At 46.3% G+C, this 13,190-nt stretch carries 12 protein-coding genes; 7 read left to right on the plus strand and 5 right to left on the minus strand.

Annotated elements, in window-relative coordinates:
* Positions 1–286: 286 nt before the first annotated feature.
* From pal to LG219_RS11810, 6 genes are all read left to right on the plus strand, one after another.
* Positions 287–829 carry a peptidoglycan-associated lipoprotein Pal gene (gene pal, locus LG219_RS11785; RefSeq protein ID WP_226764684.1) on the plus strand — a complete coding sequence of 181 codons (543 nt, stop codon included), beginning with the start codon at positions 287–289 and terminating at the stop codon, positions 827–829.
* Positions 830–948: 119 nt separating this feature from the next.
* Positions 949–1,692 carry a tol-pal system protein YbgF gene (ybgF, locus tag LG219_RS11790; protein WP_226764685.1) on the plus strand — a complete coding sequence of 248 codons (744 nt, stop codon included), beginning with the start codon at positions 949–951 and terminating at the stop codon, positions 1,690–1,692.
* Between the two features lie 126 nt (positions 1,693–1,818).
* The gene (gene queE, locus LG219_RS11795) at positions 1,819–2,463 is read left to right on the plus strand and encodes a 7-carboxy-7-deazaguanine synthase QueE (protein WP_226764686.1); all 645 of its coding nucleotides are present in this window, start codon (positions 1,819–1,821) and stop codon (positions 2,461–2,463) included.
* Positions 2,464–2,514: 51 nt separating this feature from the next.
* A complete protein-coding gene (locus tag LG219_RS11800; RefSeq protein WP_226764687.1) occupies positions 2,515–3,846 on the plus strand; it encodes a chloride channel protein in 1,332 nt (443 codons plus the stop codon).
* Positions 3,843–4,529: a 7-cyano-7-deazaguanine synthase QueC gene (gene queC, locus LG219_RS11805; protein ID WP_250647310.1), complete on the plus strand. Its 687-nt coding sequence runs from the start codon at positions 3,843–3,845 to the stop codon at positions 4,527–4,529. Before LG219_RS11800 ends, queC begins: the two co-directional genes overlap by 4 nt.
* A gap of 42 nt (positions 4,530–4,571) precedes the next feature.
* Positions 4,572–5,357 (plus strand): 5'-methylthioadenosine/adenosylhomocysteine nucleosidase, encoded by a 786-nt coding sequence (locus LG219_RS11810; RefSeq protein WP_226764688.1) that lies wholly within the window; start codon positions 4,572–4,574, stop codon positions 5,355–5,357.
* A 390-nt stretch (positions 5,358–5,747) separates the two neighbouring features.
* Here the strand turns inward: LG219_RS11810 and LG219_RS11815 are convergent, their stop codons facing one another.
* From LG219_RS11815 to LG219_RS11825, 3 genes are read right to left on the minus strand one after another with little or no spacing between them, the layout of a single operon-like run.
* Positions 5,748–6,059 (minus strand): DUF2845 domain-containing protein, encoded by a 312-nt coding sequence (locus LG219_RS11815; RefSeq protein ID WP_226764689.1) that lies wholly within the window; start codon positions 6,057–6,059, stop codon positions 5,748–5,750.
* Entirely contained in the window at positions 6,056–6,514 is a 459-nt protein-coding gene (locus LG219_RS11820; RefSeq protein WP_226764690.1) for a threonine/serine exporter family protein, read from the minus strand. Before LG219_RS11820 ends, LG219_RS11815 begins: the two co-directional genes overlap by 4 nt.
* Positions 6,515–7,273 (minus strand): threonine/serine exporter family protein, encoded by a 759-nt coding sequence (locus LG219_RS11825; RefSeq protein WP_226764691.1) that lies wholly within the window; start codon positions 7,271–7,273, stop codon positions 6,515–6,517. It abuts the gene before it with no gap.
* A gap of 186 nt (positions 7,274–7,459) precedes the next feature.
* On the opposite strand from LG219_RS11825, the gene LG219_RS11830 reads away from it, so the two are divergent.
* Positions 7,460–8,005 (plus strand): hypothetical protein, encoded by a 546-nt coding sequence (locus tag LG219_RS11830; protein WP_226764692.1) that lies wholly within the window; start codon positions 7,460–7,462, stop codon positions 8,003–8,005.
* Here LG219_RS11830 and LG219_RS11835 read toward each other — a convergent pair whose 3' ends face one another.
* Both LG219_RS11835 and LG219_RS11845 read right to left on the minus strand, forming a co-directional pair.
* Positions 8,006–8,437, minus strand: coding sequence for a type IV pilin protein (locus LG219_RS11835; RefSeq protein ID WP_284691688.1), 432 nt, complete (start codon positions 8,435–8,437; stop codon positions 8,006–8,008).
* A 48-nt stretch (positions 8,438–8,485) separates the two neighbouring features.
* Positions 8,486–13,183, minus strand: coding sequence for a pilus assembly protein (locus tag LG219_RS11845; protein WP_226764693.1), 4,698 nt, complete (start codon positions 13,181–13,183; stop codon positions 8,486–8,488).
* Positions 13,184–13,190: the final 7 nt, after the last annotated feature.

Consider the following 13,190-nt stretch of genomic DNA (forward strand, 5'->3'; position numbering starts at 1 on the left):
GCTTGCTACAACGCTGAGTCGCCGCGAAAAGCGCCCAGCCCGCAGGGTTTGGCGGCTTTTGGCCTGATGCTGCGTTACAAAGCGCTGGCGTAGAATGACTACGCTACGCGCTTCGTGCCTTGCCTCAGGCCAAAATCCGCGCAAACGCGGTTGGCAAACCAAACGTCAACAGACCCTAAGGAAAAACTAAAAATAACCATCTTAATTCGCGCTTAGGAGTCGGATTTGGTGGTGAATTTCTTAGTGCCTCTGTGGTGAGTTTTTAATTTTTATCGGAGAACTACAAATGAAAAAAATCGCTCTAAGTATCATGATGGCCGCCTTGTTAGGCGCTTGTTCAACCACCCCACCGGCAGCGATTGTTGATCCTGCGGCACAAGGTAATGCGGGTAAAGACGGCAATAGCAGCGAAATCAAAACCGTGGATACCAGCAAAACCAGCGGCAAGTCGATGTACCCAGAATTAACCGACCCAAGCAATGTGTTGTCGCAACGTCGGGTTTATTTTGATTACGATTCGTATGTGGTTCGCCCAGATTTTAATGAAATGGTGCAAGCGCACGCTAAGTTTTTGTTAAGCCACAAAGACGTTAAAATCATCTTGCAAGGCAATACCGATAACCGCGGTACCGCTGAATACAATTTGGCTTTAGGTCAAAAGCGCGCCGAAGCGGTGAACTCAATGCTCAAAGCTTTGGGCGTACCAGCTGGCCAAATCGAAGCGGTGAGCTTTGGTGAAGAGCGTCCGCTAGAAAACGGTGATACCGATGAAGCATGGTCACGCAATCGCCGTGCCGACATCGTTTACGCGGGTGAGCAAAGCCAGTAATCGACAGCGAGTTGGCGATTTATTGCCGTTGGCACCCCCAACGTCAATAGACCCTAGCGTCATCCGCACAAGCCCCGCCGGTCGGGGTTTGTGCTTTTTATAAGAAAACGGATTAACTTATGACTCACTTCAAAAAAAGTCTGATTGCTTTGGCGTTTTTGGCTTGGAGCGCGCATTCACAAGCCGGTTTATTTGATGACAATGTGGCGCGCCAGCAAGTGCTGGATTTGACCAATAAAGTGCAGACTTTGCAGCAGCAAAATCAAATGCGCATTGAGCAACTTGAAGCCGGCAATAAACAAATTCTCAATTTGGTACGCCAAATTGAACTGCAAAAAGATGAATTGGCCAAACTCAATGGCCAAAATGAAGTACTGCAATTTAATTTAAATGAAGCAATTCAGCGGCAAAAAGATTTGTATATCGATTTGGATAATCGCTTACGCGCGATTGAACAAGTGAAAGCCGAGAATAAAGCCGTACATCAAGCCAGTGAGCAAGAGAGCTTTGATGCCGCAGTGGCCTTGGTGCAAGCCAAAAAATTCAAAGATGCGAGCGCAGCTTTAAATAAATTTGCGATTGAATTTCCTAAAAGCGACAAACTGCCCGCAGCGCAATATTGGCTGGGCACCAGCTACGCGATGAGTAAAGATTATAAATCAGCGACGACCGCATTTAAAAACGTGGTAGAAAACGCGCCAACTGATCCGAAAGCCGCCGATGCCTTATTGGGTTTGGCGTCCGTCGCGGCGGCAATGAATGATAAAAAGACCTCGCGCAACTATTTAATTACGATTATTGAACAATATCCGCAATCAGATGCGGCGGTGCGCGCCAAGAAAGCCTTGATGGCGCCCAATTAAGCCATCATGCGCATAGGCAATTGTTACCTGCTGTAAACATGATTTCGGTATAAAATAGCTCCTCGGCATCGATCATCGATGCCGTTTTTTATTCCCCCGGACTGTATTCCGGCTAGGAGATTGGTAATGCGTACCACCCTTAGAATCACTGAAATATTCCATTCGCTGCAAGGCGAAACGCGCCGTATGGGTTTACCGACGGTGTTTGTACGCCTGACTGGCTGCCCAATGCGCTGCGGTTATTGCGATAGCGCGTATGCGTTTACTGGCGGCAAAACGCTAGAAATCGACGACATCCTGCAGCAAATCCGTGATTTTGGCTGTAAAACGGTGTGTGTCACTGGCGGTGAGCCTTTGGCGCAAAAAGCAGTGCATCTATTATTTGCGCAGCTGTGTGATGAAGGTTTTGACGTGAGCGTTGAAACCGGTGGCGGCCAGCCGATTGATACGGTGGATCCACGCGTGTCACGGGTGTTGGATATCAAAACGCCGGGCTCGGGCGAGATGCACAATATGCATTGGCCGAATGTCGATGCGGTAAATCAAAACGATGAAATCAAATTTGTTTTGGTCGATCGCGCCGATTATGAATGGGCACGCGATAAAGTGCGTGCCGAGCAACTTGAGCTGCGTGCGCCGGTGATTTTTTCTCCGGTTTGGGAAAGCCTCAAACCCGCCGATTTGGCGCAGTGGGTGATTGATGATCGCTTGCCGGTGCGAGTTCAAGTGCAATTGCATAAAATCCTCTGGGGCGATAAACCAGGGGTATAGGCTAGCAAGCCAATATAATAGCAATTCAGCTGAATATACCTAGGATATCCGATGGTCTTTAAGCGTTTAGCAGTCAAGCTGTATCATTTGCCCAGTCGCAGTCGAACCACCATTGCTTTGTGGTTAGGCGCGGCAATTGTTGGCTTGGTGGCTTTTTTGCTGGCGAGCGCGGCCGATTGGGCGTTTGCTGGTTTTAGCGCGATGCAGCAAAAATGGTGGTGGTGGCCTTTGCTGTCGCTGCCATTGGGCGGGATGGCGATTCGCTGGATTATGGAGCACATTGGTTCTGGCGCTCAGGGCAGCGGGATTCCGCAGGCGCAAGCCGCTTTGCAGCTCAATCATGATGTCGGGCAGATCGAGCGTTTATTATCACTACGGATTGCTGTCGCTAAATTTATCGGCATTGTGTTGGGGCTTGGTAGTGGTTTTGTCTTAGGCCGTGAAGGGCCAACGGTGCAAATCGGCGCCAGTATTATGTTTGCTTGCCGCAAGCTCCTACCGATTGATGATCCAGTTTTTCGCCGGCAATTGATTTTGGCGGGGGGCGCAGCAGGGATTGCAGCGGCATTTAATACCCCGTTGGCGGGGATTGTGTTTGCTTTTGAAGAGCTGGCGCGCTCGGTGGAAGAAAAAACCTCGGGTAAATTGCTCGGCGCGGTGATTTTAGCCGGTTTGGTCTCTTTGGCTTTGCAAGGCGATTACGTTTATTTTGGCAAGATTCATGTGCCGCCGTTTAGTTATTCTATTTTATTGCCCTTGGTATTGATTGCGGTCTTGGCAGGTTTGATTGGTGGGGCGTTTTCTTGGCTTTGTGTGAATGTATCGACTTGGATGCCACCCAAGATCAAGGATTACCGGCAATACCACCCGTATTACTTTATTGCCGCGTGTGGATTTTTAATTGGGCTATGCGGTTTGATCGCGCCGATTTATGGCAGTGGTGCTGAAATCACCAGCGAAGTGATTGCAGGGCATACCGATTTGGCGTGGTACTTTTTGCCGCTTAAATTCATTGGGCAATTGGGTACGTTTTTAACTGGATTACCGGGCGGGATTTTTGCGCCGTCATTGAGTTTGGGCGCGGGGATTGGCAGTTGGTTTGTGCCGTTTTTTGATCCTGAGCTAAAAATTAAGTTGATTGCCTTGGGCATGGTGGCGGCATTGGCGGCGATTACCCGCGCACCACTGACGTCGGCGATTATTTTAATGGAAATGACCGACGGCCACGATATGGTGATTTCGATCATGATCTCGGCGATGATCGCTTCGAGCGTGGCCCGAATTTATAAAACGAATTTATATCATGATCTCGCTGAACAAGTGCTTGCTGGATTAAGCCAAGCGGCAAGCGCGCAGACGAATCAACAAGAGAAGTCAAAATGATGAAGAAAAAAGCAGTTATTTTATTGTCCGGTGGTTTGGATTCGGCAACGTGCTTAGCGATTGCCAAAGCCAAAGGTTTTGATTGCTATGCATTGTCGTTTGATTATGGTCAGCGGCATAATGCTGAATTGCAAGCTGCGGCGCGGGTAGCGAAAGATTTAGGTGCGATTGAGCATCGGGTGATTAAGATTGATTTGGCAGGCTTTGGCGGTTCGGCGCTGACTGATGCCAATATTGCCGTGCCGGTGGCTGGGATTGAGGTGGCAAATGAAATTCCAGTGACTTACGTGCCAGCCCGCAATACCGTGTTACTGTCGTTTGCCTTGGCGTGGTCCGAAGTGCTGAAAGCCGATGATATTTATATTGGCGTGAATGCGGTGGATTATTCGGGCTATCCCGATTGCCGCCCAGAGTATATTTCGGCGTTTCAAGCAATGGCGCGTTTGGCGACTAAGGTGGGTGTTGAAGGCTCTTCGCTGAATATTCATACGCCACTGATTCGTTGGTCAAAAGCGGAAATCGTCACTGAAGGCCAAAAATTGGGCGTTGATTACAGTTTGACGGTGACTTGTTATCAGGCCAATGATCAAGGTGAGGCGTGTGGGGTGTGTGATGCGTGTCGTTTACGCGCCGCTGGTTTTGCTGCCGCAAAGATGGCTGATCCAACGCGCTACGCCGCTTAAATTTTTTTCGGCCGATGATGGCCATTCTTTTTATTGGTTTTTATGTCAAATTCGATTCAACATCGCCTTGGTTTGGTTTTTGCCATGGTCGAAGAGCAGCAAGGTCTTACTCAGTATTTGCAAGATACACAAACGCAAACCGTGGGTAATCGTGAATACATCACCGGTACTTTATGGGGCGTGCCTTGTGTTTGCGTCTTATCAGGAATTGGTAAGGTGGCGGCAGCGAGCACCGTAACCAGCTTGATTCAGCAATTTGGCGTGTCGCACATTGTATTGAGCGGTGTGGCTGGCGCGGCCGATCACGGCTTGAGCGTCGGTGATATTGTGATTGCCGATCAGCTGATTCAGCACGATATGAATGTATCGCCCATGCTGCCGAAGTTTGAAATTCCGCGCACCGGCAAGAGCCGTTTTGATAGCTGCACCGATTTAAGCGCGCAATTGCGTAGCGCTGCTGAGCATTTTTTGGCCAATGAATTTGCTGAAAAAATTAGCAATGAATCACAGCAACAATTTGCGTTAAATCGCGTCAATATCGTCAATGGTTTGATTGGTAGTGGTGATCAATTTATCAATGATATGAAGGTATTGGCGGGCTTAAAGCTTGAACTGCCGGATTTATTGGCGGTTGAAATGGAAGGCGCAGCGATTGCTCAGGTTTGCGATGATTATCAAATCCCCTTTGCGATTATGCGAACGATTTCAGACGAAGCCAATGACAGCGCACCGCTGGATTTTAAATTGTTTATTGACGAAGTGGCAGCGCAATACAGCATCGGTATTTTGCGACAGTTTTGCGCGCAATGGACGCATGCCAATCGCTAATTACCGCGAATAAGAAAAAAGCCATTCATTGCTGAATGGCTTTTTTTATGGGTATGTCGATCAACATAATGAAATGTATGGCATACATCTATATACCCATGATTTTAGTGGCAATGTTCAGATTACGTGTTGATGATTTTAAGTGCCTGCGGCACATTGTTTTACAGTCGCAGTCCGCGACGGGGACCCCATTTTCTTTGACTCGCCAAAGAAAACGGGGGAAAAGAAAGGCGACCCGAGCGCGCCCAGCTCCGCTGTGCCCTCGATTGTCGTGAGCCAAACGATAAAACCGTTTGTCTCTCTCCTCACTCGGTGCGCTTAAACGGGATTTAAAGCCCCAGCCCGAAGAGCGAGGCACAGCATCAACACCAAATCTGAACATCGCCGATTTTAGTAGCCATAACCCAATTCATGAATTTGCGTTACATCACCCGCAATAAAGCGGACTTTGGCCATAAAGCGATTGGGGCCAAAATTATAAATCCATTCGGTATAAACCTGCTCGCCACCATTGCGGCGATAGCCGCGAGCGTCGATATACGTTAAGGGCATGGTGTATTGCTGCGCTTCGGTAGGCTCGCCGCAATATTGTTCAACTCGACGCATTGAGTCGCCAACATCAATTAATGCTTGATTGCAGCGCAAACTGCCCGCCATCACTGAGCTGGCTAAACAGGCGAACAACACGATGGCAAATTTCATATTGAATTCCTTTTTGGCCACAATAAAAGTGGCGCAGCAATGCCAAAAGCCAGCGCTAAGACAATCATCACGGCTTTTACGCCGCTGACACCTGCCGCCACCAGTAAAGCTTGGCCGGAATCCGTCGCTGGCAGGCTGGCAATCCCCAGTAACGCTTGTACTGATTTATACATATACGTGCCGGGCACCATTGGAATTGCGGCGCTAATAGCATAGATAATGGCGGGTTCATTGCGCCGAGTCGACCACCATTCGGCAATTAAGCCAATTAAAATCGCCGCCGCTAAGGTGGCAAAAACAATATCACCTTGTAAAAAAACCACCCATTTTCTTGCTGCATGCCCCAAAACCGCCAAACCAGCGCATAGCCATAAAGCGCGTGGCGGCACATTAAATAACAGCGCAAAGCCCAAAGCTGCCGGCGCCGCCCATAATTCTAAAAGCCAAGTTTGCATTTATATCCCCAAGATACGCAGCGCTAAGCTCACCCCAATGGCAATCCCCAGCACAATCACGCCACTCATAGCAAAGCGCACCATGCCATTGAGATAGTTGGCATTAAGTAAATCGGCTGCGCCATTAATCAGTGGTACGCCAGGAATTAAAAACAAGACTGAAGCGGCTAATGCCGCCTCCGGCGTTTGCGTCCAATGGCTGAGTAATCCGGTGCTGAGTAGTGCAACAAAGCTGGCAGCGGTGGCAAACACTGAGGGTTTGAAATGACGCAGCACACAGTAAAAACGCACCAGCATGCCTAGCGTTGCACCAAACGTGGTGATAACGATTGCTGCGTTATCGCCACCAAACAAGGCAGCAAAGCTGCCGCAAGATAGACCGACCAAGATAATGATGAGCCAACGCGGATAGTGGACAGGCTTTTGCGCCATTTCATCCAGCGCTTGCTGCGCTAATTCGGGATTGGCCTCGCCCTGTTCAATGGCGCATAGCCACTGATTGAGCGTGGTGAGCAAAGCAAAATTAGCCCCCATATGCGGCGCTTTGCGAAACCCCGTCTCGCGCTCACTCCCCCATTCAATGGTGGCGCCAATATTGGTCGAAGAAATAATCACCTCAACCCGCGCAGCACCGAGCGCCTTCGCTGTGCGCTGAATCGTTAAAGAGGTGCGATGCGTTCCTGCGCCGGATTGATGCGCGAGTAGGCCAGCCTGTAAAGAAATAGTCAGTATCGTCGCGAGAGAGTAGCTTGGTTTCATAGGCTCTATGATAAACAAAGCAGAGTCAATCTTCTTGGTATCTATCAAAAATACAGGCTTAAACCACATAAAAGTACTATAAAAACACCACTTAACAAGTAAACATAACTTGATGTCCGGCGGCTTAAGTAGAAACCAACTAGCGCTGCATTTACTTTTTGAATTCGCGTGTTGAACTTAAAATCAATGAAAACACCCACACTTTTAACTGCATTTATTTTTTCACTCAACATTCATTTATTGACATTTCTTTTTTTAATTTTTTTTATCAACAATGAACCCGTAGCCAATAAAAAAGATCCTTTTAAATTTAAGATAGCAATTAGTAGAAATAACATTCACGCCAACTTAGCGCCCATTCCGAAAGCAATAAAAAACAAAAATAAAAATACATCAGTAACGACGCAAAAAATACCAGACGCAGTGAAAAATTTAACGTTATCCCAAGACTACATCAGCAGTTTAGTGATTCAAAGTGTGGCTGCTCCTAAGGAGACGGAAGCGATACTAATTAATGCTGATGAATTTGAAATCAACACCGAAATTGATGTAATTTTTAAAGCTAAAATTTACATCAACGAGAAGGGGCTGGTTGAAGATATCGTGGTAGAAGAAACAAATATGGAGGGAGATAAATTGATTGAATTAAAAATAGCCATCGGAAAACTAAAATTTATACCCGCTATAAAAGAAGGTAAAGGTATACCGAGTGTAAAATCGATCCATCTTTAATTACCATTTGTTTTCTGAGTCGCTAGCATAGTCAACAGTGCCACTATTGTCCTTGTCCCACCCTTTTCGGCCGGTATGGCTGATTTCTAATATCCCGTCGTCTGCTTGACTTCCTTCAGGCGTTGCGGTCAAAGTATAGCTAGATGGCTCACAATTACTTAATGCAATAGTGTAATATTTTGTTGCGCCATCAACCGGACTCGCAGTAATAATACTGGTGGAGCATGTACCAGAGACACTATACTTATTCTCGGTGGTATAAATTCGTTCTAATATATTAGTATTTTGCATTAAAACAGTTTGTGCATCAGTTCGCCGTGCTTTTTTAATGTAAGTGCTATAGCTAGGAATTGCAATGGCTGCAAGTATGCCGATTACTGCCACCGTAATCATTAGTTCCATTAATGTAAAGCCACGATTTATATTCAACATACTCACCTCGAAAAATGGGCTTTGTATAAAAGCCAATTATAAATTAAATTATCGAATGACTTCGGTCCAATTAATAGGTACGACCACGCGAGAATCACACACCTTAACTCCAGTGCCTTTGCCTGAAGGATCTACGTCAATTGCTTTTTTACATGGCTTTACACCTTGATGATTATAATCACGACCAAAACCACGCTCATCATTTAAACCGGATGGTGTAGCACCTTCTACCGTGGTGGTGCCATTGGGGGACGAAGTGGATGAAATCAAACCCACATTAGGCGCAGAAACTTTAGACTTATCGCTACTATTGGTCATCTCAAAACGCTGGCGGGTCTGCCCACCATCATCCAGATTTAATGCCATTAATGCAGAGCGTGCAGTAAATGAACACTGGTTAGTTAGATCTTGATAGGGAATTAAAGTATTGAATAAAATAGTGTTGCCGGCGATGCGTGGCATCCCCACGCTGCGTTCTTCAGCCAAGGTGTAATCAATGTACCAGCCAAATTCAACACTAACATTTTTAAATAGGTTTTCATCCGTGCAATTAGCTTGAAAAGACCCATCGACTTTTTTTGGTAAAATGCAGCGGTAGTTTTCAATGTCACTCAAGGTTAAACCCGGCTTATTTAACTGAATTAAATCATTGCTATTATAGGACTGAATTTTTTGCTGTATTAATTTAGAGCTTGTTATGGAGGCAAATGAAGCGACATCACCAGATGCAGCACCGGTAGAGCTCAGTTGCTCTTCTTTATCCACGATGCCATAGAAACTAGCTACATTAGATTGACCTGAGCAAGACGCAGCAAATCGATCACAATCCTCAGAAAACTTACCCGTGCCAAAATAAACCATCAAGCGTTTATTCACAATACTGAGTGCAGTCTCGACTTTTTTCTCAAACGCCACCGCAGGTGGGCTCACAATCGACTGTGCACCATCAGTGCGGGTGGCTTTAAATAAGGGTTTGCTGGCCAACCCCAGTTTCCAATTCGCTGGATCTGCGCTCTTGACATCAAATTTCCATAAATTACCTAACATATCACCCGCATAAATTACGTCTGCGGTACCGTTGTTATCTAAATCAGCGGCAGTGGGGGCTGATAAACCATTTACGCCAGTACCTGCCAGCGTTGCATCAATCAATATTTTCTTCGCGGTAGTTGTATTCCAGCCCGATCCAGGGCCTGCGACATCCAATAAAAATAAAGCCGCATTGCCGTTGTCGCTATTAAAGCCATTGCCGATGATGGCATACCATTTTCCATCATTCATTTTGCTAATGAGTGGGCTATACGGTTGATAGCCCATATCAGGGCTACCCTGTGTGGTGTTGGTGGTATTAAAATACTCCCAGCGGGTGGTGCTAGGGATGGTTGTGGAGTTCACACTGAGTGGCGTGGTGATATCCAGTGCAAATACCCCTTTTCCGCCAAAACCAGCGGTGGCGATTAGCAGTGTGCTCCAATTACTGCCTATTTTCACATCCTGTACTGCAGCTTGGCCATTTAAAAAATACTCATGGTTATAAGATTGGTCTTCTAATTTCCTTAATTTATCAAATACAAACGATGGAATATAGCCAAAACGCTCTGTCCCATTATTGGTTTGATTAGTCACTACATCGTCCATAAAGGCATGAAATACCCCACCATTGGCACCGGCATAAACGAAATTAGTCCGATCTTTATTTGCACCGGCAAAAGTCTTATAACCGGCATCTGAATAATAATTTTCGTCTCCAACAGGGCCCACTGCATAGGGTTGGGCATCTAATATATCGGCGATGTAATTGGTTTGATTGACAAATTTTTCCCGTGCTCTAAATTTGCCGGTCACCGTGCCTTCGTTACTATTATCACCACGAATATAGTTTGCGCGCGCTGCCATCACAGGCGTCACTACCGAGCCACCCGGATCGCCACTGGGATAATTAAGTGCGGCTTTTTGATTCGATGATAAATCCTTCAACCCAGCGGCACTATCAAAGGCAGTGCCTGTCCGCGTATCGGGATTCCAGGTCATTAATACTCGCTTTACCGGTGATAACAGTTTTGAAGGATCATTGGCATCCCAATAGACGGTACCCAATTGCAGCGTAGAAGTGGAAAGGGACAGCGCCGAAAGATTGCCGCTCCATTGCTTGGCTTTATAAGCGGTACGATAAATGCGGAAGTCGCTGCTGGTTGAGCTGCCCCCAGCAGCACTGCCGACGGGCGCACTCGAACGGCTGGTGGCATCAATGCGGGAAAAAGCGCGGTCTAGCTGCTCTTTTAATTTTAATGGATTAGTGACTAAAAAATAATTATCTGGAATCTTGTCACCATCCACATCCCATTCGGCGTCATTATCAATGACGTTTTTATTTGGGCTGGTATCTTCGTCATCGTCAACAAAGCCGCCGTACTTAGCCGCATACCACAGTGGTGATTTCAAATCGGTCACCGTTGCCGACGTGCTATTCACCGCAAAAATCCGTGAATCAGTGAGTGCGGTTAAATTGCCAATGGGGCTGATTGGCGCGCCTGAGTCAGTTGGCTTGCCTAAGACCACTGTTGCTGGTTTGGCATCCATCCAATAATTAACATTAGCACCGCCAACATCTTTAACTACTAAATAAACCCCGTCTTTAGTCGAGCCAGAAACCACATAGCCCATATGCTGATCAATACCCCCTGCGGCGTAGGTAGAATCCACTGTGACTAAGATTGTATTGTCGCTTTGCAACTGAATCGTATATTCAGCGATGGCATCCATATCGTGGTCGCCACCGTACTCAACGTCTTCGAAGTTAATACGGAATTTATAATAGGGGCGACCACCGTTCAAAGCTAAATCGGTTGGGAAACCCGGAACATTCCGAATCTTATCGATATAGTAATCAACAATTTGATTGGTTGGGCGGTAATTCGCTGCGGTACCAGTTCCGCCACCATTGGATGGTGATTTGGCAAATGGGGTAAAAATTACATTTTTACCATTCACAGGAACTTCAATTTTTGGCAATGGCGATGACAGTGCAATTGCAAATGTGCTAACCAATTGCTTTTCTGCTACTGCATTAATGTCGTTAATGCGGCCAAATTGAGCGACTGCAGCAGTCGCAAAAGTCCCTGATTTGCCAGGCTCATCAGGCAAGCCTTTTAAATTTGCAAATGTTGTTGCCGTTTTAACCGTTGGCGCTAAATCATTATTGCTACCATTTGAGCCAATCACTACTGATTTTGCACCAGAGCCAAACTCATCTTGCCATATTTTATCTAAAGCGTTCGATTGATTAAATGAATTGCCATTCAGGCTGGCATTGCTAATACCATCATCAAATGATGGATTAATATCTGACAGTAAGGTGATGACGGGTTTAGCACACACACTATTGCGGGGTACACCATTATTACTGCCATAGGGATTAGTCCATGCTGCGACTGATAAACCTAAGGCATTGCCTTTGGCATCAGTGGTTAAGTTGGCGTTCGCACCAGAAAAATAGCGCATGGTTTCCCACATCATTTCGCCGACTGGATTACCCCAGCCACTACAACTACCGTTGATTAATTGCTTAGCAAACGCATTGGCATACGAGCATTCACCATCATTAGCACTAACACCAAACCACTCTCGGCTATTGGCAAAACCTTCAACTCTAAAGTTATCAATGGATCGGATCACCCCAACCGCCGCTTTGAAAGTACCATTCGTAATATCCACTTCATCATCAATGGTGGAAATATTTTTGCGTAATACTCCGCCTTGTGTATTACTTGAATAACTACCACTCATTAAACCAAAACGCATTGAGTCAGCGTCACCATACTGCTGAATTAGGCCAAATGGTTTGAATGAGGTGCCATACTTTTTGCACTCAGTTTCTAATAGCCCCGTTTTACAGACCTGCACCCGAACGTTGTAGTTGGTCATATCAGCAGTTGGAATGTTGACGCGGTTATTACTGCCGTCGGCGTATTGCGCATCAGCAACCGGCCTTTCAATACTGAGCCATTCCCAAATACGGCGCGGGCTATTTGTAATGGTTCTAAGTAAAGGTGGATTATTAAAACTGGTGCTGCACGGATTGCTAGTTGTACACATGGTGGTGTTGGCAAATAAATGTCGGCTTGTACCAGTAGGTAAAGCCATAGGGGTATATTCGGTAATGTTATATCCATCATTGGCTACGCTTTGATACTCTTTACCCCAGCTGTGGGCGTCTTGGGGAATAAAAGCGCGCTCTAATTCGGTCTCGGTGGCGGTGTCTTTACTGCGCTTCCCGCCATATAGCACCCGGCGAATCGCATCAATCCGCGAAGTGGTGAGGTAATTTAGAAAATCACCGCTCCAAGGTGCGGAGCCATTATTTAGGCATTTTTTATTTGTCGTGATTTCGATCGGTTCAAAGCGACCGCCAGTATATTGATAGCATTTATAGCTATCAAAATAGCCATAATAATCAATTTTGAAATTGCCTTTTACCGCAGCAAAACTGGGTTTAACTTGCCAGCCTTGATACCCCACATCATAGATACCATCACCATCTAAATCGGATGCGTCGTTGTAGGCTTCATAAAAAAGCCGATGATCCTTGCCTACGACCAGCATATTGAGGGGTGGTTCATTCGAGGATTGGTACAGCGGGGCAAATGGATCGCGACCGCTTTGGGTGAAGTTTTGCACAGGAGCAGCATGAATGACTTGTGCCGAAAAAATACTAAAAATCATTAATGCTAAAAATTTAATTTTCATGATTTTG

Origin of the sequence: Deefgea salmonis, from assembly GCF_020531905.1 — a bacterium.
In the GTDB taxonomy this organism is placed as follows: domain Bacteria; phylum Pseudomonadota; class Gammaproteobacteria; order Burkholderiales; family Chitinibacteraceae; genus Deefgea; species Deefgea salmonis.